Origin of the sequence: Micromonospora sp. DT53, from assembly GCF_049841535.1 — a bacterium.
In the GTDB taxonomy this organism is placed as follows: domain Bacteria; phylum Actinomycetota; class Actinomycetes; order Mycobacteriales; family Micromonosporaceae; genus Micromonospora.
In genome coordinates this window covers 347,586-372,097 of sequence record NZ_JBNCKM010000001.1, presented here as the reverse complement: position 1 = coordinate 372,097, position 24,512 = coordinate 347,586, and the positions used below count along the sequence as shown (strand labels likewise).

Below are 24,512 nucleotides of genomic sequence, written 5' to 3'. Positions count from 1 at the left end.
GGGGCCCGGGGGGGGTTACTTCACTGAGGGGGTTACGAAGGGGGGTTTGGTTAGGGCCAGGGGGGCTCGGCGGCCTCGGATGTCGATCTCGACCTCGTCGCCGTCTGCGAGGTTGGCGTTGGTGTTCAGCAGGGCCAGCGCTATGCCCTGTTTGCGGGTTGGGGAGAAGGTGCCGCTTGTCACCTCACCCACCTGGGTGTCGCCCACGTGCAGGGTCATGCCGGGCCGCGGGATGGCCCGGTCGACGGCCACCAGGCCGCGCAGCGTACGCCGGGGGCCGGCGGCCTTCTCGGCGAGCAGCGCGTCGCGGCCCCAGAAGGCCGGCTTGTCCCAACCGACCGCCCAACCGGAGCGGGCCTGCACCGGGCTGATGTCCAGCGACAGGTCCTGTCCGTGCAGCGGGTAGCCCATCTCGGTGCGCAGCGTGTCCCGGGCGGCCAGCCCGCAGGCGCGCAGCTCGAACGCCGCGCCGGCGGCGAAGAGCGCGTCCCACACGGCGACCGCGTGCTCCGCCGGCACCACCAGCTCGTAGCCCAGCTCACCCGTGTAGCCGGTACGGCAGACGGTCAGCTCCACCCCGCTCAGGCTCGCCGCGGAGAAGCTCATGTAGCCGTGCTCGGTGGGCAGGTCCAGGGCGGCCAGCAACTCGGCCGAGCGGGGGCCCTGCACGGCCAGCACCGCGTACGCCTCGTGCTCGTCGGTGACGGTCACCTGCGCGGGCGCGGCGGCGCGCAACCGGCGCACCACCTCGGCGGTGTTCGCCGCGTTCGGGATGAGGAAGACGTGGTCGTCGGCGTAGAGGTAGGCGATGATGTCGTCCACCACGCCGCCGGTGGCGTCGTCGCAGCAGAGCGTGTACTGCGCCCGGCCCGGGCCGATCCGACCCAGGTCGTTGCTGAGGCAGGAGTTGACGAAGTCGGCCGCGCCGGGGCCGCTCACCCGGGCCTTGCCCAGGTGCGACACGTCGAAGACCCCGACCGCCGTCCGCACCGCGGCGTGCTCCTTGAGCACTCCGCCGCCGGCGTACTCCAGCGGCATCTCCCAGCCCCCGAAGGGGGCGAACTTGGCTCCGGCGGCGGTGTGCCGCTCGTGCAGCGGGGAACGACGCAGCCGGGTCGCGGCGGCGTCGGAGGTCACGTCGGTCATGGGTGGCAACTTACCGGGGGCAACGTCGCTGGTTAGCATCGGCGGGAGCCCGCTGGCGCTGTCGGCGGGACAGCCATGACGTCCGGCGGGTAGGTTCCGCCGGAGACCTTCACCGCTGGTACGCGACGCCGCGACCGGCCCGGCCCGCCCGGAGTAGCTTCAGTGACTTCACCCCGCACCACCAACCTGAGCCTGGTCGACACCGACCCGGCCGAGCTCGCCGTCGACGCGATCGTGATCGGCGTGCACAGTCAGCCCGGAGAGCAGGGCGCCACCAGCGGCCTCGCCGGCACCCTGCTGCTCGCCAGCGGCGCGGAGAGCATCGCGGCCGCGTTCGACGGCAGGCTGACCGAGACCCTCGCGCTGCTCGGCGCGACCGGGGGGCCGGGTGAGGTCATCAAGCTGGCCACCCTGGGCACCGTGACCGCCCCGCTGGTCACCGCGGTCGGGCTCGGCCCGGAGCCGTCGGGTGCCGCCCCGGCCCCGGAGACGCTGCGTCGGGCCGCCGGTGCGGCGATCCGGGCCCTTGCCGGCGCGCCCAAGGTCGCGCTGGCGCTGCCGCTGCCGGACGACGCGGACGCGACGGCCGAGCTGCGTGCGGTCGCCGAGGGCGCGCTGCTGGGTGGGTACCGGTTCGCCGGCTACAAGACCCGGCCCCAGCCGACCCGGCGGGAGCCGGTGGCCGAGGTGCTCATCGCGGTGCCGGACGCCGGCGACGCGGACGCCCAGGCCGAGGTCACCCGGGCGCAGGCGGTGGCGGGCGCGGTCCTGCTCAGCCGGGACTGGGTGAACACCGCACCGAACGAGCTGCGTCCCCCGTCGTTCGCCGACGCGGTCGCCGGCGCGGCGCGTGAGGCGGGCCTCGGCGTCGAGGTGCTGGACGAGGCGGCGCTGGCCGCTGGCGGGTACGGCGGCATCGTCGCGGTCGGGCAGGGTTCGGAGGCCCCGCCGCGGCTGGTGAAGCTGACCTACACCCCGCAGGGCGGCGGCAACGGCAAGCGGGTCGCGCTTGTCGGCAAGGGCATCACCTTCGACACCGGCGGCATCTCGATCAAGCCGGCGCAGGGCATGTGGGAGATGAAGTCCGACATGGCGGGCGCCGCCGCGGTGGGCGCGGCCATGCTGGCGATCGCCGCGTTGAAGCCGACGGTGGCGGTCAGCGCGTACCTGCCAATGGCGGAGAACATGCCGTCGGGCACCAGCTACCGGCCGGGCGACGTGATCACCATGTTCAACGGCAAGCGGGTCGAGGTGCTCAACACCGACGCCGAGGGCCGGATGATCCTGGGCGACGCCATCGCCCGTGCCTGCGCGGACGGCACCGACTACCTGTTCGAGACCTCCACGCTGACCGGCGGCCAGGTGATCGCGCTGGGCAAGCGGGTGGCCGGCGTGATGGGCTCCCCGGAGCTGTGCGACCGGGTGAAGGTGGTCGGCGACGCCGTCGGCGAGCCGGCCTGGCCGATGCCGCTGCCCGACGACGTCCGTAAGGGCATGGAGTCGGATGTGGCGGACATCTCGCAGGTCAACGCCGGAATGGACCGGGCCGGTCACATGCTGCAGGGCGGCGTGTTCCTGCGCGAGTTCGTGACCGACGACGTGGCGTGGGCGCACATCGACATCGCCGGGCCGGGCTACCACTCGGGCGAGCCGACCGGCTACTGGACCAAGGGCGGCACGGGCGTCCCGGTCCGCACGCTGGTGCAGCTCGTCGAGGATGTCGCCGCCAACGGCTGACGGGTGCACGAAGGGGCCCCCTGGACAGGGGGCCCCTTCGCGTGTCTCAGTACCGCTCGGGGCGACGTTTGCGGCGCTCGTTGAAGTCGCGCATCCGCTGCGGGTAGCCCATCAGCCGGACGTCGTACACCGGGATGCCCATCCGGTGCGCGAAGCGCCGGGCCCCGTCCGGGCCGTCGACGCGTCGGCGGGTCCACTCCCCGTCGTCGGCGATCAGGATGACGGTGGTCTCCGTCACGGTCGTCCGGGGCTCGATGTACGCCTCGACGCCGCGCCGGCTCCGGATGAAGTTCTCCAGATGCTCCAGATCGCCACGATCGGCGGCGCGGTCACGGCTCGGCACAGCCGCCTGTTTGCGGCGCCGGAACAAGCCCACCGGATCTCTCCCCCACCGTGCGTCATCGACAACGGTGCCAAGGGTACGTGTCGATGACGTGTCGTTGGGCACCTCACTACGCACCCTGTGCTCAGTGGTGACAAGATGACCGAGGTGGGGTGTGTCCGTGTTACATCCCCGTGACCCCCGATGCAGCGACGCGACCTGGGAGTTGGACGTGAGCGAGCCGAACGAAGCGACCTTCGACATTGTCATTCTCGGAGGTGGCAGCGGCGGCTACGCGACCGCGCTGCGCGCCGTCCAGCTGGGCCTGAAGGTCGCGCTGGTCGAGAAGGGCAAGCTCGGGGGCACCTGTCTGCACAATGGCTGCATCCCGACGAAGGCGCTGCTGCACGCGGCCGAGATCGCCGACCAGGCCCGCGAGTCGGAGCAGTTCGGTGTGAAGGCCGAGCTGATCGGCATCGACATGGCCGGGGTCAACTCGTACAAGGACGGTGTCATCTCCCGCCTGTACAAGGGTCTGCAGGGCCTGCTGAAGGGCAACAAGGCGATCACCATCGTCGAGGGCCACGGCACGCTCGTCGGCAAGAACGTGGTGGAGGTGGACGGCAAGCGCTACACCGGCCGCAACATCGTCCTGGCCTCCGGTTCGTACGCGAAGAGCCTGCCCGGCCTGGAGGTCGACGGCGAGCGGATCATCACCAGCGACCACGCCCTCACCATGGACCGGGTGCCGTCGTCGGTGATCGTGCTCGGTGGCGGCGTGATCGGCGTCGAGTTCGCAAGCGTGTGGAAGTCCTTCGGCGTGGACGTGACGATCGTCGAGGCGCTGCCCCGGCTGGTCGCCGCCGAGGACGAGGAGTCGTCGAAGGCGCTGGAGCGGGCCTTCCGCAAGCGGAAGATCAACTTCAAGGTCGGCAAGCCGTTCGAGAAGGTCGAGAAGACCGAGAACGGCGTCAAGCTGACGATCCAGGGCGGCGAGACCGTGGAGGCCGAGCTGCTGCTGGTCGCCGTCGGTCGCGGCCCGACCACCGCCAACCTCGGGTACGAGGAGCAGGGCGTCAAGATGGACCGCGGCTACGTGCTGACCGACGAGCGGCTGCGCACCAGCGTGCCGAACGTCTACGCCGTCGGTGACATCGTGCCCGGCCTCCAGCTCGCGCACCGGGGCTTCCAGCAGGGCATCTTCGTGGCCGAGGAGATCGCCGGGCAGACCCCGGCCGTGATCGACGAGGTCGGCATCCCGCGGGTCACCTACTGCGACCCGGAGCTGGCGTCGGTGGGCCTCACCGAGGCGAAGGCCAAGGAGCAGTACGGCGCCGACAAGGTCAAGAGCATCAACTACCCGCTCGGCGGCAACGGCAAGAGCCAGATCCTCAAGACCACCGGCTTCGTGAAGCTGGTCCAGGTCGAGGACGGCCCGGTCGTCGGCGTGCACATGGTCGGCGCCCGGGTGGGTGAGCTGATCGGTGAGGCGCAGCTCATCTACAACTGGGAGGCGTACCCGGCCGAGGTCGCCCAGCTCGTGCACGCCCACCCGACCCAGAACGAGGCCCTGGGCGAGGCGCACCTGGCCCTCGCCGGCAAGCCGCTGCACTCGCACGCCTGATCATCCAAACCGCGGCGTCCGGCGACGGGCGAAGATCCCACCAGGGGAATGAAGGAGTCTCAGAAAATGCCGGTATCGGTCACCATGCCCCGGCTCGGCGAGAGCGTCACCGAGGGCACCGTCACTCGCTGGCTCAAGCAGGAGGGCGACACGGTCGAGGTTGACGAGCCCCTGCTCGAGGTCTCGACCGACAAGGTCGACACCGAGATCCCGTCGCCCGCTGCGGGCGTGCTGAGCCGGATCGTGGTCGGCGAGGACGAGACCGCCGAGGTCGGCAGCGAGCTGGCCGTCATCGCCGGTGAGGGCGAGTCGACCGGCGGCGGCGAGGCCGCCCCGCAGGAGCAGGCCCCGGCCGAGTCGGTCGAGCCGGCCGCCGAGCCGACGGCCGCCGCCGAGGGCACCGCCGACGAGGTGGCCCAGGACGAGGCCCCGACCGAGGCGCCGGCTCCGGCCGCCGCCTCGTCGGGCGAGGGCACCGCGGTGAAGATGCCGGCCCTGGGCGAGAGCGTCACCGAGGGTACGGTCACCCGTTGGCTGAAGCAGGTCGGCGAGACCATCGAGGTCGACGAGCCGCTGCTGGAGGTCTCCACCGACAAGGTGGACACCGAGATCCCGTCGCCGGTCGCCGGCACGGTGCTGGAGATCAAGGTCGCCGAGGACGAGACCGCCGCGGTCGGCGCCGACCTCGCGATCATCGGCGTTGCCGGTGCGGCCCCCGCCCCGGCACAGCCCGAGCCGAAGCCCGAGCCGAAGGCGGAGGCCAAGCCGGCGCCGAAGGCCGAGCCGGCGCCGAAGGTCGAGGAGCCGACCCCCGGCATGTCGTACAACGAGCCCGCCGCGGAGACCGAGAGCTCGGCGCAGCCGGCGAAGACCGAGCAGGCCGCCCAGCCCGCCGCGTCGACCTCGACGCCGCCGCGCCCGTCCGCCCCGGCACCGGGTGCCGGCGAGGAGGCCGCCGGGTACGTGACCCCGCTGGTGCGCAAGCTGGCCGGTGAGCACGGCGTCGACCTGTCCGCGCTCAACGGCACCGGCGTGGGTGGCCGGATCCGCAAGCAGGACGTGCTGGAGGCCGCCGAGAAGGCGAAGGCCGCCAAGGCCGCTCCCGCGCCGGCCGCACAGCCGGCCGCCGCGCCGTCGTCCGCCCCCGCCAAGCCGGCCGCGAAGCCGCAGCCGAGTGGCAAGCGGGGCACCACCGAGAAACTGCCCCGGATCCGCAAGGCGATCGCCACGCGGATGCAGGAGTCGCTGCACGAGATGGCGCAGCTGACCACCGTGGTCGAGGTGGACGTCACCCGGGTCGCCAAGTTGCGGGCGCAGGCGAAGGACTCGTTCGTGCAGCGGCACGGCGTCAAGCTGTCCTTCCTGCCGTTCTTCGCCCTCGCCGCCGTCGAGGCGCTGCAGACGTACCCGATCGTCAACGCCCAGTTGGACCTGGACGGCGGCACGATCACCTACCCGGCAGCGGAGCACCTCGGCATCGCGGTGGACACCGAGCGGGGCCTCGTGGTGCCGGTCATCCACAATGCCGGTGACCTCAACCTCGGTGGCATCGCGAAGCGGGTCGCCGACCTGGCCGAGCGAACCCGGACCAACAAGATCAGCCCGGACGAGATCGCCGGCGCGACCTTCACGCTCACCAACACGGGCAGCCGGGGCGCGCTCTTCGACACCCCGATCGTGCCGAAGCCGCAGTCGGCGATGCTCGGCACGGGTGCCGTGGTCAAGCGTCCGGTCGTGGTCAACGACCCGGACCTGGGCGAGGTCGTCGCGGTCCGGTCGATGGTCTACCTGGCCATGTCCTACGACCACCGGTTGATCGACGGCGCCGACGCGGCCCGCTTCCTGAGCGCGATCAAGGAGCGGCTGGAGGCCGGCAACTTCGAGTCGGAGCTGGGCCTGTCCTGATCCACCCGCAACGCCGAAAGGGCGCCCCGGTCATCGACCGGGGCGCCCTTTTCGGCTGCGGTCCTCAGCCCTTGAGCAGGGCGGTCGAAACCTTCCAGAGCTGCTCGGCAGCCTCCGGGTCCAGCGCGTAGTCGGCGACGCCGGTCCGCCCGCCGGGCTGGGCGGGGGCGGCCTGCTGACAGTCCTCGAAGTAGCGCCCACCCACACCGTCGAGCAGCGGTGAGGCGGCGACCAGCACGGAGGTGGCGGCACCCTGTTCGACGGACTTCCAGGCCGCCGCGTTGCCCGCGCGCAGCCGGGCCAGTTCCTCTTCGCTCACGTAGCGCTGGAGGTTGGTCCGGATGGCGCCGGGCATCAGCGAGTTGGCCGTGATGCCGTCGTCGGCCCAGAGCCGGGACGCCTCCACGGCGAAGAGCACGTTTGCCGTCTTGGACTGCCCGTACGCCTGCCACGGCTCGTACTCCCGCTTGTCGTACTGGATGTCCTCGAAGACCACAGGTGAGCGCAGGTGGGCGGCGGAGCTGACCGAGACGATCCTGGCCCCGTCGCCGGACGCGAGTGCCGGGCGCAGCCCGGTGGCGAGCGCGAAGTGCCCCAGGTGGTTGGTGGCGAACTGCATCTCCCAACCCTGCGGTGTGCGGGACAGGGGTGCCGCCATGATGCCGGCGTTGTTGACCAGGATGTGCAGCGGGCCGTCCCAGTTGGCCACGAAGTCGGCTACCGAACCCTGGTCGGCGAGGTCGAGCGGGGCGACCAGGACCCGGTCGTTGCCGGTGGTGCCTGTGATGTCGTTGGCGGCCTGCTGGCCGGCGTCCGGGTTGCGGACGGCCAGGGTGACCTCCGCGCCGACGCTGGCCAGGGCGCGGGCGGTCTCCACGCCGATCCCGGAGGAGCCGCCGGTGACGATCGCCCGCCGCCCGACGAGGTCCACGCCCCGGATCACGTCCATGGCCGTCGAGTGATGGGCGAACGAAGTAGTGATCGGGTTGTTCGTCGTCATTGTCCATCCTTGTCCGGGTGGGGCGGATCGGCCGGCCCGCTGCGGGAGCCGCGGTCCCGGTGTTTCCCCGACCCGGACCGGAGGTAACGCCGGACCCCGTCGCCATCGCCGTTCGGGCCTCCGACCAGTCCGGACGCTGCCAGAGTGGGGTCGTGGGCGGCTACCGGCGGGGCGGACAACTGGGACCGGCCGTCCCGATCGCCCCCGGCGCCCGGGTGGACAAGTTCGAGGTCTTCTTCGACCTGGTCTTCGTCTTCTCGTTCTTCATCATCACCCGGGCCACCGCCGCGAACATCTCCGGCCGACAACTGCTGCACGCCGGCCTGGTGCTCGCCGTGCTCTGGTGGATCTGGGTGGTGCACAGCCTGGTCGCCACCCGGGTCCGGCTCGGCGAGGGCTACGTCCCGGTGCTCATGGTGATCGCGATGGTCGCCCTGTTCGCGTTCGCGCTGGCGCTGCCGCAGGCGTTCAGCGACCCGAAGGGGAGTGCCGCCGGCCCGATGCTGGTGGCCGTCAGCTACGTCGTGGTCCGGGCCGTACACATGATCCTCTATCAGCACGTGGTGCGGGACAGCCCGCAGGAGCGGCGGCAACTGCGGCGGTTCGCCCCGGAGTTGGCGGTGAGCATCGTGCTGCTGCTGGCCGCCGCGCTCATCCCGCCGCAGATCACCGACCCCGACCGGGCCGCCATGGTGCGCGACGGGTTGTGGATCATCGTGGTGGTGGTGCAGTACGCCACCGGCTTCATCGTCGGCACCTGGGGTTGGGGGGTGACCAGCGCCGAGCACTGGACGGAGCGCTACGACCTCATCCTGATCATCGCGCTGGGCGAGTCGATCATTTCCACCGGGGTGGGCGGCAACCTGCTCGGCAAACCGGTCACCTGGCCGGCGGTGGCGGCCGCCGCGCTCGGCATCGTGGTCACCGCGGCCCTCTGGTGGGCGCACTTCGACTTCATCGGGCCGGCCGCCCGGATCGCCCTGCACGCGGCGGAGGGCGCCCCCCGGGTGGCGATGGCTCGCGACGCGTACGCGTACCTCTACCTGCCGATGATCGCCGGGGTGATCCTCTTCTCGATCGGCAACGAGGAGGTCCTGCACAAGATCACCGACCCGGCCGGCGGGATCGCGGAGAAGGCGGAGGGGCCGGCCGTGCCGATGCTCTTCGGCGGGTTGCTCTGCTACTTCGCCGTCAACCTGCTGTTCCAGCTACGCACCCTGCACACCGTCAGCTGGACCCGCGTCGGCGTCATCGTGGTGCTCACGGCAGCCCTCCCAGTCGGCCAGCATCTGCCAGCGCTGGGCGCGCTCACCCTCGCCACCGTGGTCTGCGTGGCGTTGGTGGCCGTGGAGGTGATGGTCATGTCGCAATCCCGGCACGCCCTGCGGGCCGCCGTCTTCCAGGAGCGGACCAGCCACGAGGCCCACGAGGCAGCCTGGCGTGCGCGCTGGCACGACGTCCGAGAGACCGACGAGCCCACCACGCCCTGATCGCGTCGGGATAGGCTCTGGCACAGCGTCGCGGTGTACCCGGCCCAAAGGCCGCCGTGGGCATGGAGGCGCGGGGACAGCATGGGACGAACGTGCACCCAACCAGTTCACCGGCCGGCCGGCTCGCCGCCGTCGGCAATCAGATGATCGAGATCCACCTCTGGCTCAGCGCGGAACTGGCCCGGCTACAGGCCAGCCTCGACACCCCGTCCCGGGACCTGCGGGCGCACTGCCTGACCTTCTGCGCCGCGCTCGGCCGACACCACACCGGCGAGGACGCGGGCGCGTTCCGGCTGCTGGCCGAGGAAGCTCCCGAGCTGCGCCCGGTCATCCAGAACCTGATCACCGACCACGAGGTGGTGGCGGGAATCCTGGAACGGGTCGAGGCACTGCTGGGCGGCGACGCCGCGGTGCCGGTCGCCCAGGTGCGCGCCGAGTTGGGCGGGTTGGCCGCCCTGCTGGAGTCGCACTTCCGCTACGAGGAGAAGCGAATTGTCACCGCCCTCAACGCGCTCACCGGTCGCCCCGGAACGACCGAGGACCTGCTCGGCCTGACCGCGCCCGGTCAGCCCTAGGTTGCCTCCGGCCCCTGCGCGGCGGCGGGCTGTCGCTCGTAGAAGCGGATCTTGTCCCGGAGGTGGTCGTACTGGCGCTGGAGCAGGCGCATCTGCTCCTCGACCCGGGCCGCGTGGTGGCGCAGCAGCTCGTGCCGCTCGTCGGCGGTGTGCTCGCCGTCGCGGGCCAGTTGCGCGTAGCGGCGCATCTGCGCGATCGGCATCCCCGTGTCGCGCAGGCAGCGGAACAACACCAACCAGCCGAGGTCGTCGTCGGTGAAGACCCGCCGCCCGCCCGCCGTCCGCTCCACGTCCGCGAGGAGGCCGATCTTCTCGTAGTACCGCAGAGTGTCCAGGCTGAAGCCGCTGCGGCGGGCGGCCTCCGAGGGGGCGTAACCGCTCATGTCGCGAGATGGTAGTGCTTGACCTGGAGCGCGCTCCAGGTTGGAGGCTGGTGACCATGACGACAACACGGACGCTGGGACGCAGCGGCATCACGGTGAGCGCGATCGGGATGGGGTGCTGGGCCGTCGGCGGCCCACTCTGGGGTGATGACGGGCAGCCGTTCGGTTGGGGTGAGGTGGACGACGCCGAGTCGATCCGCACCATCCATCGGGCGCTCGACCTCGGGGTGACCCTCTTCGACACCGCCAGCAACTACGGCGCCGGGCACAGCGAGCGGATCCTCGGTCAAGCCCTGGCCGGGCGGCGGGACGACGTGGTGATCGCCACCAAGTTCGGCAACGTCAGTGAGGAGGCCACCCGGCGGGCGCTCGGCACCGACGCCAGCCCCTCCTTCGCCGTCCGCAGCCTGGAGGACTCGCTGCGCCGGCTCGGCACCGACCACGTCGATCTCTACCAACTACACATCAACGCACTGCCGGTGCCCGCCGCGCTCGATCTGGTCGACACCCTGGAGGCCCTGGTCGACCAGGGCAAGATCCGCGCGTACGGCTGGAGCACCGACGACCCGACCTCGGCGGAGGCGTTCGCGGCCGCCGGCCCGAACTGCGCGGCGATCCAACACGACGAGTCGGTGCTGCGCGACAACGCGGCGGTGCTGACGGTCTGCGACAAACACGACCTGGCCAGCCTCAACCGTGGGCCGTTGGCGATGGGGCTGCTCACCGGGTCGACCCGGGCGGTCGGGACGGACGATGTGCGCGGGCGGGCGCCGGAGTGGCTGGAGTGGTTCACCGACGGGCGGCCGACGCCACGCTGGGCGGCCCGGGTCGACCAGGTCCGCGCGGCACTCACCGCCGACGGGCGCACCCTGGCACAGGGCGCGCTCGGCTGGCTGCTGGCACGCAGCCCCCGTACCGTCCCGATCCCCGGCCTACGCACGGTGGCCCAGGCCGAGGAGAACCTGGCCACCCTGGCGCTAGGCCCGCTGAACCCGGATTCCTACGCCGAGGTGGAACGCCTCCTGGCCGACCTGCGCCCAGCCTGACCCGCCCCGCCGATCTTGCGCCTACTGTCCCGACAAACCGGACTTAACGGGGCAAAGAGGTGGCGGTAAGTGCGAAGTGGGGCCCGGGGGTGCGTCCGGGGACGGGGGTTTGGACGAAGATGGGGGTATGCGGATCCTTCTGGCCGGCGCGTCCGGCTTCCTCGGCACCCGGCTGGCCGACCTGCTCGTCAGCGACGGGCACGAGGTCACCAGGCTGGTCCGTCGGGCGCCGGGCGACTCGCAGGAGCGGCGGTGGGACCCCGCCGACGGGCAGCTCGACCCGGCCGTGGTCGCCGAGGCGGACGCGGTGGTCAACCTGGCCGGCGCGGGCGTCGGCGACAAGCGCTGGGACGACGACTACCGGCGCCTGATCAGGACCAGCCGGGTGGACAGCACCACCACGCTCGCCACCACCATCGCCGGGCTCCCGGCCACGGACCGGCCCCTGGTGCTGCTCAACTCCTCGGCCGTGGGCTGGTACGGCAACACCGGCGACCGGGCGGTCGAGGAGGACGCGCCGGCCGGTGAGGGGTTCCTGGCCGACGTCTGCCGGGTGTGGGAGGCCGCGACCCGACCAGCCGAGGATGCCGGGGTACGGGTGGTGCGGTTGCGCACCGGCCTGCCGCTGCACCGCGACGGCGGGCTGCTCAAGCCGCAGTTGCTGCCGTTCAAGCTGGGCATCGCCGGGCGGTTGGGCAGCGGACGGCAGTGGCTGCCCTGGATCTCGTTGGTCGACTGGCTGGGCGTGACCCGCTTCCTGCTGGACCGCGACGACATCGCCGGCCCGGTCAACGTGGTGGGCCCGAACCCGGTGACCAACGCCGAGTTCACCCGCGAACTGGCCCGGCAGCTGCACCGCCCGGCCATCGTCCCGATCCCCGCACTGGCGCTCAAGGTGGTGCTCGGCGGCTTCGCCCACGAGGCCCTCACCAGCACCAGAGTCCTCCCCGGCGTCCTGGCGAGAGCCGCCTTCCCGTACCAACACCCCACCCTCCCCAAAGCCCTCCAAAAAGCCCTAACCCCCTAACACCCCCCACCCACCCCCACCCCGTTGATCATGAAGTTATTACCACTTGCCTCGGCGTGTCGTGGCAATAACTTCATGATCAACAGGGGTGAGGGGCAGTGCCTCGCCCTGGTGGTTTGCGGCCGAGCTGACGATGCGCGAGGCGGTGCTGCGCGAACCCCGGCCGGTGCAGGACCGGATCCCGCTGACGATTGGCGCGGCGAACTCGACGCTGCTGCGCTGGGCCGGCGCGAACGCCGACGTGGTCGGGTTGACCGGGTTCGGGCGCACCCTCGCCGACGGCCACCAGCATGAGGCGCGCTGGCGGTCCGACCAGATCGAGGCGCAGCTGGCCTGCGTGGCCGCCGGCGCGGCCGGCCGGACCGACCCGCCGGCGCTGGAGGCGCTGGTGCAGACGGTGGTGGTCACCGACGACGCCGAGGCGGCCGCCGCGGAACAGGCCCGGCGCAACGGCATGACGCCCGCCGAGCTGCTGGCCACCCCGTTCGTGCTGATCGGCACGGTGGACGAGATCAGCACGGCGGTCGCCGAGCACGAACGGCGCTGGGGGGTGACCCGCTTCGTGGTTCGCGCCGACGCGCTGAACCCGCTGGTGCCAGTCCTGGCCCGCCTGACCTGAGCCCACTCCGACGGCCGTACTGATCAAGAGGTTTGCGTCAGATTCCGGCTTCCGGATGACGCAAACCTCTTGATCAACAGGGGCGAAGGGGGTGAGGGGTTAGCAGCCGAGGACCCAGTGGTTGGCGGCGGTTTGCTTGAGGGTGCTGGTGTAGAAGGTGTTGTAGAGGCCCATCCGCTGGTTGGAGCCGTTGGCGTAGGCGTAGCCGCCGGACTGGTAGGCCCGGCCCGCCGCCACGTGCGCGTAGTTGCTGGCCGTCACGCAGGTTGGGGGCGTGGTCGGGGTCGGCGTGGGGGTGGGGGTGGGGGTGGGGGTGGTGCCGCCGCCGTTCAGGCCGAAGAAGAGCGCGTCGCGGTACGTCGAGCAGATGGTGTCCAGGAAGTACGCCCCGGCGGTGCCGCACTGGTCGGCCCCGGAACCCGGGTCGACCGGAGTGCCGTGGCCCATGCCGGAGACGCGGTAGAGCCGCACCTCGTCGTTGCCGTACACCTCCAGGCTGGTGTTGGCCGGCAGGGACGAGGTGCTGGTCGGGGTCTGCGAGATGCCGCGCACGTTGGTCCACTGGTCACGGGACTCGGTGCCGTTGAGCGGGGCGACCGTCGGGTCCGAGGTGCCGTGCCAGATGGCCACCCGGGGACGCGGGCCGGTGTAGCCGGAGTACGCGCCGCGGACCAGGTCGCCCCAGGCGGCCGGGGTCTTGTCCGCGCCCGGGTTCATGCAGCTGAACGCGTTGACCATGCTGGTGGCGCAGCGGTACGGGATCCCCGCGATGATCGATCCGGCCGCGAAGACCTCCGGGTAGGTGGCCAGCATGACCGCGCTCATCGCCCCGCCGGCGGAGAGCCCGCTGACGTAGACCCGGGAGCCGTTCACCCCGAAGTTGGCCTTGGCGTGGTCGACCATCTGCTTGATCGACAGCGCCTCACCCTGACCCCGGGCCGTGTCTCCCGCCTCGAAGAAGTTGAAGCAGGAGTTGGCGTTGTTGCCGGAGGGTTGCTGGGCGACGATCAGGGCGAACTTCCACTGGTCGGCGTACTTCTGCCAGCCGGAGTTGGCGAAGTAGCCGGAGGCGTTCTGCGTGCACCCGTGCAGCAGGACGACGGCCGGGGCGTTGGTCGGCAGCCCGTCCGGCCGGTAGGCGTACATGGCGAGGTTGCCGGGGTTGGAGCCGAACCCGGTGACCTGGGTGAGGGTGGCGGCCTGGGCGGGTGCGGCGATGGCGACCGCGCCCGCTACGGCGAGGGCGAGCCCGGCGACCGCACCGAGCAGCCGGGTGAGGGTGGACGAGGAGCGGCGCACGGCGGCCTCCAGGAGGGCGGACTGTGAACTGGGTCACGGTCGAGTTGCCGAGACGTTACGACGACGTGTCGCCGCTATGACATGGGGCACAGTCACACATTCACGACGGACGCTGTGTACGCCGGACCGTCGACATGGCGGACCGAATCCGTCCCCAACGGTCCCCTCCTTGCAGGTCTGACCGGACCGTCCAGGTCCGGTTGGTAACGTCCGCTGCGTGCCGTCCTCCCCGTCGCTGGCCACCGGGCCCGCACCCGCGTCACCGCCGCGCACCGTCCGGGACCGCCGGGCCGACCTGATCGTCGTGCTGGTGGCCCTCGCGCTCGCCGTCTGGGTGACCAGTGGGCTGTGGCGGGACCCGAACGTCCGCACCATCACCGTCAACTCCAGCGACCAGGCGCTCTTCGAGTGGCTGCTGGCCTTCGGTGGGCACGCGGTCACCCATGGGGAAAACCCGCTCTTCACCTACCTGATCAACGTCCCGGACGGCGTGAACCTCGCGGTCAACACCACGATCACGGTGTACGCGGTGGTCTTCGCCCCGCTCACGTACCTGATCGGGCCGCCGGCGACGTTCCTGGTGATCCTCACCCTGAACCTGCTCGCCACCGCGCTGGTCTGGTATTGGCTGCTCTCCCGGCACCTGGTGCGCAGCCGGCTGGCCGCCGGGATCGGCGCCCTGTTCATCGCCTACTCCCCCGGCATGGTGTCGCACGCCAACGCGCACCTGAACTGGACCGCCGGTTGGCTGGTGCCGCTGCTGATCTGGCGGCTGTTCGCGTTGCGCCGCGCGGGGCACTGGCTCCGCGACGGAGTGATCCTCGGCGCGCTGGTCGCGGTGGCCTTCTCGATCGCCGCCGAGGGGCTCTTCTTCGCCGCGCTGGCGCTGGGGGTGTTCGTCGCCATCTGGGCGTTGCACCCGGCCAACCGCGTGGAGGCACGCGCCGCGCTGCCCACCTTCCTGCGCGGGCTGGGGGTGACCGCCGTGGTCGCCGGTGTGCTGTTGTCGTACCCCCTGTGGTTGCACTTCGCCGGGCCGCAACGATTCCACGGCACCGGCTTCGACCCGGTGATCCACTCCGAGGACATCGCGGCGTTCGCCGCCTTCCCGCGCCGCTCGCTGGCCGGCGAGGCCGGGTTGGGCACCTCGTTGGCACCGAACCCGACCGAGGAGAACTCGTTCTTCGGCATCCCGCTGCTGGTGCTCACCGTTGTCTGTTTCGTCGCGCTCTGGCGGCGCGCCGACACGCACCGCCGGGCGACCCTCTGGGCGCTGGGCGCCGTCGCGCTGATCTTCACGGTGCTCTCCTTCGGGCCGATCGCCAAGGTCGACGGCCGACGCACCGACCTCCCCATGCCGTTCGACCTGGTCGGACAACTGCCGGTGGTGAACGCCGCCCTACCGGCCCGGCTGGCGCTTGTGGTCGCGCCGGTGATCGGGCTGTTGCTGGCGTACGTCGTCGACCAGTTGCGGGCCGCGCCACCCCGGCACCGCTCCACCGAGTTGGCCTGGCTGGTCGGGTTCGCGGTGGCCCTGGTGCCGCTGCTGCCCACCCCGCTGCTGACCGACGAGCGCGAACCGATCCCCCGGTTCATCACCTCCGGCACGTGGCGGGACTACGTCTCACCCGACGGGGTGCTGACCCCGGTGCCGCTGACCGTGGACATCTACCCGGACGGCCAACGGTGGCAGGCGTACGCGCTGTCGCACCGGCAGGGCGAGTTCAAGATCCCCGGCGGCTTCTTCCTCGGCCCCGGCGGGCCGGACGGGCGGGGCCGGATCGGCCCGGTGCCGCGCACCCTGAGCGCGTTGATGGACCAGGCCGGCCGGACCGGGCTGGTGCCCATCGTCACCGACGGGACGATCCGGGAGGTCCAGTCGGACCTGCGGCACTGGCGCATCGAGACGGTAGTGCTCGCCGACGAGGTGCACGGCGCGAAGTTCGAAGTCGACGAGGAGACGCTGCTGCGTACCGGCACCGCCCTGTTCGGCGAGCCGCAACGGGTCGACGACGTCTGGCTCTGGCGCATCCCGCCGGCCGACCGATAGGCAACGGCAGCGGCAGCGGCAGCGGCAGCGGCAGCGGTGGTGATCTTCCCTGGTGAGGCGGCTCACGAGGGGCGATCACCGGGTGCGGGACTAAACTGGAGACCGTGACAACGACGATCTCCGGCCTCACCGCCGTCCGCGCCGGCCTGCTCGACTACCAGGCAGCCTGGGACGAGCAGCGGCGCCTACACGAGTCGGTGGTGGCTGGCGAGCGTGGCGACACCGTGCTGCTGCTGGAGCACCCGAGTGTCTACACCGCGGGCAAGCGCACCGAACCGTGGGACCGGCCGGTGGACGGCACTCCGGTCGTCGACGTGGACCGCGGCGGCAAGATCACCTGGCATGGGCCGGGGCAGCTCGTCGGTTACCCGATCCTGCGCCTGCCCGACCCGGTGGACGTGGTCGCGTACGTGCGCCGGACCGAAGAGCTGCTCATCGACGTGTGTGCCGAGTTCGGGCTGACCGCCGGCCGCGTCGAGGGGCGCAGCGGCGTCTGGGTGCCCGAGGACGACCGGGGGCCGGCCCGCAAGGTGGCCGCGATCGGCATCCGGGTGGCCCGGGGCGTCACCCTGCACGGCTTCTCGATCAACTGCGACTGCGACCTGACGTACTTCGACCGGATCGTGCCCTGCGGCATCCGCGACGCCGGCGTCACCTCGCTCACCGCCGAGCTGGGCCGCCCGATCACGGTCGCCGACGTGCTGCCGGTGGTCGAGCGCCGCCTCTCCACACTCATGGCGGTCTGACTGCGGCGTTGGCCGACGGACGCACCCACATCCGCCCACGGCTTCGGGGACGTGACATGACGGACGCGGTACGACCGCCGACCGGTACCGCAGTCACGGCCCTCGAGTGCATTCGATGCGGTGCCCGACATCCGGTCGGCGACTATTCGCTCGGGTGCCCCTCCTGCGCGGCCGCCGGCCGCGGCTCGAACCTGTTCTGCCGTTACCCCGCTGAGGCGGTACGCCAGCACCAACTGGTGCCGTACCCGGTCGTGCCGGACCTCGGCCAGGGGCGCACGCCGCTGTTCCCGTTGCCCTGGCTCGACGGGGTGCTCGTCAAGAACGAGGCAGCGAATCCGACCGGATCCCACAAGGACCGGTTCGCGGCCATGGTGGTGACCCACGCGAAGGCGTCGGGCTACGAGCGCGTCGTCGTCGGATCGTCCGGTAACGCCGGGCTGGCCACGGCCGCCTTCGCCGCCGCCGTCGGCCTCCGGGCCGTGGTGGCCGGCTTCACCTGGCTGCCCGAATCGCTGGCAGAGCCGCTGCGCAGGCTCGGAGCGGACCTGCGCACCTTCGACACCGACGAGGAACGCATCCGGTACGTCAAGGAGGCGGCCAACCGTCACGACTCGTTTGCCGTCTCCAACGTCGCCGACATGGTCATCGGAAGTAGCTGTTTCGGGATCGAGGGCTACAAGGCCATCGCCTGGGAGCTGGCAGCCGACGTACCTGGCGGGGTGGATCACGTCGTGATCCCGTCGAGCCGCGGCGATCTGGCCTGGGGCATCCATCTCGGTTTCGCCCAGTGGTCCGCCCTGACCGGCGGGCACCTGCCCCGCCTTCACCTGGTCGAACCCTTCCCCAGGTTGTCCGCCGTGCTCGCCGGCCGGGACGTCGCGACACGCTTCTCCGACAGCGCCGGAAGCCTCCACTCGATCGCCGGGGACAGCACGACCGTGCAGGCCCAGGCCGCGGTGACCCGTAGTGCGGGCAGCGTCGTGGTGGTGCGGGAGGACGTGGCAACCAGCTGGTACGAGCGGGCGAGCCGACACGGGCACACCTGGGAGATCAGCAGTTGCACCGTATTGGCTGCCTACGACGTCCTACGGCGACGCAACGTCGTCCCGTCTGGCGATCGGACAGTCCTGATCACCACCTCCCACCTGTTCAAGGGGCTGTGACCGCCCTGGCAGTGAGGGGAGCGCGCCAAAGAATGAGGCCTGAGGGTCAGGTCGGCGTCGCCGGCCAGAATTTTCGCACCGAGTGTCCCGTGGGACGGCCGGCCGATCGTCCCTATGGTGGAGTCGGCGATCAGCGTCGGCTCGACACCTGAGGCCGGCGACCACCGCCCGGCCCGGACGCGAGGAGCGGACATGCCCACCTACATCGCGCTGACCTACACCGCGGACGTCGACTGGAGCAGCCCCGAACAGGCTGACGAGATGGCGGAGTACCGGGAGTTCGGTGCGGCCGCCCGTGCGGTGATCCGGGGCGGCAGCGCGCTCTACCCGACGGCCACCGCGACCACGGTGCGGGTCTCCGGCGGCAGGGGCGGTGACGTGCTCACCAGCGACGGCCCGTACGCCGAGACCAAGGAGGCCCTGACCGGCTTCTACCTGCTGGAGTGCGCGGACCTGGACGAGGCCGTGGCGACGGTCGCCATGATGCCCGCGGCCTGGAACGGCGCGGTCGAGGTCCGTCCCGTCATCCCCCTGTGATCCGATGCTGACAGGTGACGCGGCGCAGCGGGCCCAACCGCCGGACGCGGCGCAGCGGGCCCAACCGCCGGACGCGGCGCAGCGGGCCCAACCGCCGGAGGCGGCGCAGCGGGCACGGGCCGCCGACGCGGTGCGGCAGGTGGTCCGGGCCGAGCGGTCCCGGATCCTCGCCACGTTGATCCGCGTCACCGGCAGCGTCGACCTGGCCGAGGACGCCACTCAGGACGCGGTGCTGCGCGCCCTGCAGACCTGGCCGCGCGACGGCGTACCGGACAGCCCGCGTGGCTGGCTGCTGGTCGTGGCGCGACGGCGTGCGGTCGACCTGATCCGCCGGGAGGCCCGCCGCGCCGGCAAGGAGGCCGAAGCAGTGACGCTGCTGGACCCCGCGTCGGACTCGCCCGAGGCGGTTCGGGACGACCTGCTCCGGCTGGTCTTCACCTGCTGCCATCCGGCGCTGTCGCTGGACGCACAGGTGGCGCTGGCGCTGCGTACCATCGGCGGGCTCGGCACCGCCGAGGTGGCCCGCGCCCTGGTGGTGCCCGAGGCGACGATGGCCAAGCGGCTCACCCGGGCCAAACAGAAGATCACCCAGGCGGGCATCCCGTACCGGATACCGCCGGCCGAGGAGCTGCCGGGACGACTCGCCGGGGTCGCCGCCACCGTCTATCTGATCTTCAACGAGGGTTACACGGCCGGCGTCGGCGACGACCTGATCCGGGTCGGGCTGGCCGACGAGGGCCTCCGGCTCGCCCGGCTGCTGGTCGAGCTGATGCCGGACGAACCGACAGTGCTCGGCCTGCTGGCCCTGCTGCTGTTGCAGGACTCTCGGCGGACCGCGCGGGTCGGCGTCGACGGTCGACCGCTGCTCCTGGGCGAGCAGGACCGCACGCGCTGGGACCGGGCCGCGATCGCCGCCGGGGTCGACCTGGTCGGTCGGGGGCTGCGTCGCACCCCCGACCACCCCGACGGGTACGTCGTCCAGGCCGCCATCGCCGCCTGCCACGCCCTCGCCCCGTCGTACCAGCAGACTCCGTGGGACGCGGTGATCTCCTGGTACGACGTGCTGCTCACCGTCCAGGACACTTCGGTGGTGCGGCTGAACCGGGCGGCGGCGGTGGCCGAGCGCGACGGCCCCGCCGCCGGGCTGGCGTTGGTGGACGCGATCGGCGGGCTGGCCGGCTACCCGTGGTTCCACGCGACCCGGGGCGAGTTGCTGTACCGCCTCGGCCGAGCCGACGAGGCCGCCGCGGCGTACCGGGCGGCACTCGCGCTCGACCTCAACGACCCGCAGGCGGCCCGGCTACGCGACCGGCTCGCCGAGTGTGCGCCGACCTCCCTCAGGGAGTGAGCCGGTGCAGGTCACGTGGAAACGCGGTGACCTCCCGGATGTTGGCCGCGCCGACCAGCCGGGCCACGAACCGTTCCAGGCCGATGGCGAAGCCACCGTGTGGTGGCATGCCGTGCCGGAACGCGTCCAGGTAGCCCACGTACGGCTCGACCGGCTCACCCCTGGCCGCCAACGCCGCCAGGTAGTCGGCGTGCCGGTGCAGCCGCTGCCCACCGGTGACCAGCTCCAGACCACGAAAGAGCAGGTCAAAACCGTTCGAGTACGCGGGCCGCGCCGGGTCCGGGTGGGTGTAGAACGGTCGCTTCGCCATCGGGTAGCCGGTGACGAAGAGGAAGTCCGAGCCGTGTTCGCGTAGGGCCCACTCACCCAACGCCCGCTCGTGGGCGGGCGCGAGGTCCGGTTCGTCGGCGGGCGCGCCGGCGATCGTCAGCGCCTCGCTGAAGTGCACCGCCGGGATCTCCGCGGGCACCTGCGGTGGCGTCACGCCGAGCGTCGCGAGAGCTGCGCCGGCCCGTCCGTTCACCGCGTCCAGCATCCCGGCCACTGTGTCGCGCAGTACGCGCATCACGTCCCGGTGGTCGGCGATGAAGCCCAGCTCCGCGTCGAGCGACGTGTACTGCGCGAGGTGCCGGACGGTGTCGTGCGGCTCGGCCCGGAAGACCGGCCCCACCTCGTAGACACGTCCGAAGACGCCGACCATCAGCTGCTTGTAGAACTGCGGTGACTGGGCCAGGTACGCGGGCCGGCCGAACCAGTCCAGCGCGAACACGTTCGCCCCGCTCTCGGTGCTGGAGCTGACCACCTTCGGGGTGTGGATCTCCACGAAGTCGTGGGCGTCGAGCGCGGCCCGGAACCCGGCCACCGCGGCCGCCGAGATCCGCAGCGCGGCCGACCGGGTCGGGTGGCGCAGCGCGGTCGGCGCGTTGTCGAGCTGGGTGGGCAGGCTCGCGGTGAGCGCCGGCCGGTACAGGTCGAACGGTGGCGGCACGGCGGGCGGCCCGAGCGGGCGTACCTCCGGGTCGGTCAGCTCGACCCCGGCGGGCGCCGTGTCGTTCGCGGTCACCGTCGCGGTGACCTCGACGACCGTCTCCTCGGTGAGTTTCTCCAGCTCGGCGCGGACGGCCGGGTCGGTCACGACCACCTGGGCCAGGCCGGCGGCGTCCCGGACGATCAGGAAGGCCACCGACTTGAGCAGTCGGCGGCGGTGCACCCACCCGGCGATCCGCACGGTCGTGCCGATCTGGGCGGGCAGGTGGTGGGACAGGGTTCGTTGCATGGCGGGTTGCTCCTCGGTCGATCGCCACGCCGTCGCCGCCCTGGGGAAGCGATGCGTCGCGTCAGCCCCAGGGAGGTGTGGGCGAGCGGGATCCTCGCGGTGCCACCACACCTTCACCCCCGCCGGAGCGGGGGCCTCGTTCGTCGCCTGATGACCGGGGCCAACCGGGCGGGCTCTACTGGGCGCGGATGCCCGCGGCCGTTCTTCCCGCAGCTCGGGAGGGTCTTCGCACACCGGCACCAGACCGCCTCTCAGCACCGGCGGCTCTCTGCACTGGCGGGTCGGTGCGCTACTCGGCTCCGTCGTCGCTGTTGGCGGAGACCGTAGCACCCGATCCCCCGCTTTATGACGCCCTTTTCTGACCGAGCGGTGTCCGGCGTCACAACGTTCGGGGCGTGACGCCGGTCGCCTGACGCACATAGACACCTGCCGTCCGGCGTAGGCTCGTTTTCGTGACGATCGAGCACTCCGCGCCGACGACCGGCCAGGCAGCGCGCACCGCAACGGCGGCCCCCGAGGGGCGGCGCCTGCTGCGGATCGAGGCGCGCAACGCCGAGACGCCGATCGAGCGCAAACCTCCATGGATCAAGGTCAAGGCCAAGATGGGCCCGGAGTACACCCAGCTGCGCGGGCTCGTCTCGCGCGAGGGGCTGCACACCGTCTGCCAGGAGGCCGGCTGCCCCAACATCTACGAGTGTTGGGAAGACCGGGAGGCCACCTTCCTCATCGGCGGTGACCAGTGCACCCGACGCTGCGACTTCTGTCAGATCGACACCGGCAAGCCGGCCGAGTTCGACGCCGACGAGCCGCGTCGCGTCGCCGAGTCGGTGGTCTCGATGGGGCTGCGCTACGCCACCATCACCGGTGTCGCCCGTGACGACCTGCCCGACGGCGGCGCCTGGCTGTACGCCGAGACCGTCCGACAGATCCACGCGCTCCAGCCCGGCTGCGGCGTCGAGCTGCTGATCCCGGACTTCAACGCCGTCCCCGAGCAGTTGGCCGAGGTCTTCGGCTCCCGTCCCGAGGTGCTGGCGCACAACGTGGAGACCGTGCCGCGCATCTTCAAGCGCATCCGGCCGGCGTTCCGCTACGATCGCTCGCTGGACGTGATCCGGCAGGCCCGCGCCGATGGCCTGGTCACCAAGAGCAACCTCATCCTGGGCATGGGCGAGGAGCGGGCCGAGGTCTCGCAGGCGCTGCGCGACCTGCACGACGCCGGCTGCGAGCTGATCACCATCACGCAGTACCTGCGTCCCTCGCCCCGGCACCACCCGGTGACCCGCTGGGTCAAGCCGGAGGAGTTCGTGGAGCTGCGCGAGGAGGCCGAGGAGATCGGCTTCGCCGGGGTGATGAGCGGGCCGCTGGTGCGTTCGTCGTACCGGGCGGGCCGGCTCTACAAGCAGGCGCTCGACGCCCGCGCCGCAACCCCGGTCGTCACCGCCGGCTGACTTCACCGGCAGCGCCGCACGGCCGTTCGCCGTCCGGGTGCCATGATCCTGTGATGACCGTCGGCGTACGCGAGCAGCCGCGCGGCGCGGGCTCGCCCCGCCCGCGACCCGGCGTACGTGCCGGTCTGGTCGACTGGCTGACCGGGTTGGCCGTGCTCGCCGGGGTGGGTTACCGGCTGTGGTTGCTGCTGCACGCCGCGCCCCCGACGAACAGCGACGAGGCCACCATGGGGTTGGCGGCGCTGCACATCGCGCGGGGTGAGGGCTTCCCGGTCTGGTTCTACGGGCAGCAGTACATGGGCACGCTGGAGGCCTACCTGGCCGCGCCGGTGTTCGCTGTGGCCGGCGGGCCGTCGCTGCTCGGTCTGCGGTTGCCCACGCTGGCGCTGTACGCGCTGTTCCTGCTGCTGACCTGGCGGCTGACGCTGCGGCTGACCGGGGACCGGTGGTTCGGGCTGCTGGTGGTGGCGCTCCTGGCCCTCGGCTCCGACCGGGTCGTCAAGAACCAGCTGATCGCCGGCGGCGGCTACCCCGAGATGAACGCGGCCGCAGCGGCGCTGGCCCTGCTCGCCGTGGACCTGGCCAGCAGCCGACCGGAACGTCCGTCGGCCGGCGCTGGCCGGCCCGGCTGGCGGCTGGCGCGCTGGGCCACCTGGGGGTTCCTGGCCGGGCTGATGCTCTGGGTCGACCCGCTCGTGCTGCCGTACGTCGCCGCGGTCGGCGCGGTCCTCGTCGGGTTCTGCCGCCGGGAGCTGTGGGGTGCCGCCGGGGCGCTGCTCGGGGCGGCGGTCGTGCTGGGGGCGACCCCGCTGCTGCTGCACAGCCTGCTGACCGGGCGCAACCCGCTGCACGCCGTGCTCGCGGCCAGCGGCGCGAACGCCAGCGCCGGCTGGCCGGACCGGCTGCACGGCGGTCTGGTGCTCGGCCCGCCGCTGGGCATGGGCTTCTGCTCCCCCGGGCAGTGCGCCACCTGGCAGCTGTGGTGGGCGCTCGTCCTGCCGCTGCTGCTGGTCATCGCCGCCGTCGCCGCCTGGCGGACCCTGCGCCCTGCTTCTGTCGTACCCGACGCGGTGTCGCCCCGGGTGGTGGCGGCGATCCGGCTGGCGCTCGTGCTGGCCGCGGTGGCCACCCTCGGCGCGTACACCGTGAGCAGTTCGGCCGGGCTCACCCCGGTGGAGAGTTCCCGCTACCTGTCCTGCCTGCTCATCTCCCTGCCGGTGCTGCTCTGGCCGGTGTGGACGGTGGCCCGACACGGGCTGGGTCCGGCGGTGACCGGCCGGCACCGCATCGGGTCGCCGCTGGCCCGGTCGTTCGCGGTTCTGGCGCTCGCCGCCACGCTGGGCACCGCCGCACACGCCACCTGGCGGGCAACGGAAACCGTTTCGGCGACCCGGGCCGCCGAGGCCCGGCACACCGAGTTGGTGAGCACCCTGCGTCACCTCGGTGTACGGCACGTGCGCGCCGGCTACTGGACCTGCAACCGGCTCACCTTCGCCAGCGCGGAGCAGGTGGTCTGCGCGGTCGTCGACGACACCCTGCGCCCCGGCTTCGACCGCTACCCGGCGTACCGCCGGGAGGTGGACAGCGCGGTGGCACCGGCCTGGGTCGCGCCGGCCGGCTCGCCGCTGGCGGAGGTGCTCGACGAGCGGCAGCGGGTCACGCCGGGCAGCCTCGACCTGGTCACCATCGAGGGCTGGCGCATCTACCTGCCGCGCTGATCGCGCGGGCTCGACAAGCGTCAGCGCGGCGGTCTCGGTGCGCGTGTCAGCGC

General features: G+C 71.9%; 21 protein-coding genes. 15 read left to right on the top strand and 6 right to left on the bottom strand.

The genetic code is table 11. The features are described from left to right. Positions 1-15: 15 nt before the first annotated feature. On the bottom strand, positions 16-1,146 hold the full coding sequence (gene gcvT, locus ACLQ3B_RS01890; protein ID WP_425776770.1) for a glycine cleavage system aminomethyltransferase GcvT: 1,131 nt from the start codon (positions 1,144-1,146) through the stop codon (positions 16-18). Positions 1,147-1,308: 162 nt separating this feature from the next. On the opposite strand from gcvT, the gene ACLQ3B_RS01885 reads away from it, so the two are divergent. Then, positions 1,309-2,883 carry a leucyl aminopeptidase gene (locus tag ACLQ3B_RS01885; protein ID WP_425776768.1) on the top strand — a complete coding sequence of 525 codons (1,575 nt, stop codon included), beginning with the start codon at positions 1,309-1,311 and terminating at the stop codon, positions 2,881-2,883. 46 nt (positions 2,884-2,929) lie between these two features. Here the strand turns inward: ACLQ3B_RS01885 and ACLQ3B_RS01880 are convergent, their stop codons facing one another. Next, complete coding sequence (locus ACLQ3B_RS01880; RefSeq protein WP_425776766.1) at positions 2,930-3,259, bottom strand: hypothetical protein; 330 nt, start codon at positions 3,257-3,259, stop codon at positions 2,930-2,932. 178 nt (positions 3,260-3,437) lie between these two features. On the opposite strand from ACLQ3B_RS01880, the gene lpdA reads away from it, so the two are divergent. Together lpdA and sucB are read left to right on the top strand one after the other, a co-directional pair. Further along, positions 3,438-4,829 (top strand): dihydrolipoyl dehydrogenase, encoded by a 1,392-nt coding sequence (lpdA, locus tag ACLQ3B_RS01875; protein ID WP_425776764.1) that lies wholly within the window; start codon positions 3,438-3,440, stop codon positions 4,827-4,829. Positions 4,830-4,895: 66 nt separating this feature from the next. Continuing rightward, the gene (gene sucB, locus ACLQ3B_RS01870) at positions 4,896-6,734 is read left to right on the top strand and encodes a 2-oxoglutarate dehydrogenase, E2 component, dihydrolipoamide succinyltransferase (RefSeq protein WP_425776762.1); all 1,839 of its coding nucleotides are present in this window, start codon (positions 4,896-4,898) and stop codon (positions 6,732-6,734) included. Positions 6,735-6,798: 64 nt separating this feature from the next. Here sucB and ACLQ3B_RS01865 read toward each other — a convergent pair whose 3' ends face one another. Next, positions 6,799-7,734: an SDR family NAD(P)-dependent oxidoreductase gene (locus ACLQ3B_RS01865; protein ID WP_425776760.1), complete on the bottom strand. Its 936-nt coding sequence runs from the start codon at positions 7,732-7,734 to the stop codon at positions 6,799-6,801. A gap of 152 nt (positions 7,735-7,886) precedes the next feature. On the opposite strand from ACLQ3B_RS01865, the gene ACLQ3B_RS01860 reads away from it, so the two are divergent. Together ACLQ3B_RS01860 and ACLQ3B_RS01855 are read left to right on the top strand one after the other, a co-directional pair. Next, positions 7,887-9,224 carry a low temperature requirement protein A gene (locus ACLQ3B_RS01860; RefSeq protein WP_425776758.1) on the top strand — a complete coding sequence of 446 codons (1,338 nt, stop codon included), beginning with the start codon at positions 7,887-7,889 and terminating at the stop codon, positions 9,222-9,224. A 92-nt stretch (positions 9,225-9,316) separates the two neighbouring features. Then, a complete protein-coding gene (locus tag ACLQ3B_RS01855) occupies positions 9,317-9,799 on the top strand; it encodes a hemerythrin domain-containing protein (RefSeq protein WP_425776756.1) in 483 nt (160 codons plus the stop codon). Here ACLQ3B_RS01855 and ACLQ3B_RS01850 read toward each other — a convergent pair. Continuing rightward, positions 9,796-10,182, bottom strand: coding sequence for a MerR family transcriptional regulator (locus tag ACLQ3B_RS01850; protein WP_425776755.1), 387 nt, complete (start codon positions 10,180-10,182; stop codon positions 9,796-9,798). The genes ACLQ3B_RS01855 and ACLQ3B_RS01850 overlap by 4 nt on opposite strands. Positions 10,183-10,238: 56 nt before the next feature. Here ACLQ3B_RS01850 and ACLQ3B_RS01845 point away from each other — a divergent pair, with 56 nt between their 5' ends. From ACLQ3B_RS01845 to ACLQ3B_RS01835, 3 genes are all read left to right on the top strand, one after another. Then, on the top strand, positions 10,239-11,228 hold the full coding sequence (locus ACLQ3B_RS01845) for an aldo/keto reductase (protein ID WP_425776754.1): 990 nt from the start codon (positions 10,239-10,241) through the stop codon (positions 11,226-11,228). Positions 11,229-11,355: 127 nt separating this feature from the next. After that, the gene (locus ACLQ3B_RS01840; RefSeq protein WP_425776752.1) at positions 11,356-12,255 is read left to right on the top strand and encodes a TIGR01777 family oxidoreductase; all 900 of its coding nucleotides are present in this window, start codon (positions 11,356-11,358) and stop codon (positions 12,253-12,255) included. 88 nt (positions 12,256-12,343) lie between these two features. Then, positions 12,344-12,874: a hypothetical protein gene (locus tag ACLQ3B_RS01835; RefSeq protein WP_425776751.1), complete on the top strand. Its 531-nt coding sequence runs from the start codon at positions 12,344-12,346 to the stop codon at positions 12,872-12,874. 99 nt (positions 12,875-12,973) lie between these two features. Here the strand turns inward: ACLQ3B_RS01835 and ACLQ3B_RS01830 are convergent, their stop codons facing one another. Then, the gene (locus ACLQ3B_RS01830; RefSeq protein ID WP_425776749.1) at positions 12,974-14,173 is read right to left on the bottom strand and encodes an extracellular catalytic domain type 1 short-chain-length polyhydroxyalkanoate depolymerase; all 1,200 of its coding nucleotides are present in this window, start codon (positions 14,171-14,173) and stop codon (positions 12,974-12,976) included. A 217-nt stretch (positions 14,174-14,390) separates the two neighbouring features. On the opposite strand from ACLQ3B_RS01830, the gene ACLQ3B_RS01825 reads away from it, so the two are divergent. The 5 genes from ACLQ3B_RS01825 (at position 14,391) to ACLQ3B_RS01805 (ending at position 20,017) form a co-directional block, all read left to right on the top strand. Beyond that, complete coding sequence (locus ACLQ3B_RS01825; RefSeq protein WP_425776747.1) at positions 14,391-16,223, top strand: DUF2079 domain-containing protein; 1,833 nt, start codon at positions 14,391-14,393, stop codon at positions 16,221-16,223. 104 nt (positions 16,224-16,327) lie between these two features. Beyond that, on the top strand, positions 16,328-16,969 hold the full coding sequence (gene lipB, locus ACLQ3B_RS01820; RefSeq protein ID WP_425776745.1) for a lipoyl(octanoyl) transferase LipB: 642 nt from the start codon (positions 16,328-16,330) through the stop codon (positions 16,967-16,969). A 236-nt stretch (positions 16,970-17,205) separates the two neighbouring features. Beyond that, positions 17,206-18,132, top strand: a complete 927-nt coding sequence (locus ACLQ3B_RS01815) for a threonine synthase (RefSeq protein ID WP_425776743.1) — start codon at positions 17,206-17,208, stop codon at positions 18,130-18,132. A gap of 192 nt (positions 18,133-18,324) precedes the next feature. Next, positions 18,325-18,669, top strand: coding sequence for a YciI family protein (locus ACLQ3B_RS01810; RefSeq protein ID WP_357712902.1), 345 nt, complete (start codon positions 18,325-18,327; stop codon positions 18,667-18,669). Between the two features lie 4 nt (positions 18,670-18,673). Continuing rightward, positions 18,674-20,017, top strand: coding sequence for an RNA polymerase sigma factor (locus tag ACLQ3B_RS01805; protein ID WP_425776741.1), 1,344 nt, complete (start codon positions 18,674-18,676; stop codon positions 20,015-20,017). Here the strand turns inward: ACLQ3B_RS01805 and aspS are convergent. Then, positions 20,007-21,293, bottom strand: a complete 1,287-nt coding sequence (gene aspS, locus ACLQ3B_RS01800; protein WP_425776739.1) for an aspartate--tRNA(Asn) ligase — start codon at positions 21,291-21,293, stop codon at positions 20,007-20,009. The genes ACLQ3B_RS01805 and aspS overlap by 11 nt on opposite strands. A 452-nt stretch (positions 21,294-21,745) precedes the next feature. On the opposite strand from aspS, the gene lipA reads away from it, so the two are divergent. Both lipA and ACLQ3B_RS01790 read left to right on the top strand, forming a co-directional pair. Then, positions 21,746-22,741 carry a lipoyl synthase gene (lipA, locus tag ACLQ3B_RS01795; RefSeq protein WP_425776737.1) on the top strand — a complete coding sequence of 332 codons (996 nt, stop codon included), beginning with the start codon at positions 21,746-21,748 and terminating at the stop codon, positions 22,739-22,741. A gap of 53 nt (positions 22,742-22,794) precedes the next feature. Continuing rightward, positions 22,795-24,459: a hypothetical protein gene (locus ACLQ3B_RS01790; protein ID WP_425776736.1), complete on the top strand. Its 1,665-nt coding sequence runs from the start codon at positions 22,795-22,797 to the stop codon at positions 24,457-24,459. Positions 24,460-24,512 lie beyond the last annotated feature (53 nt).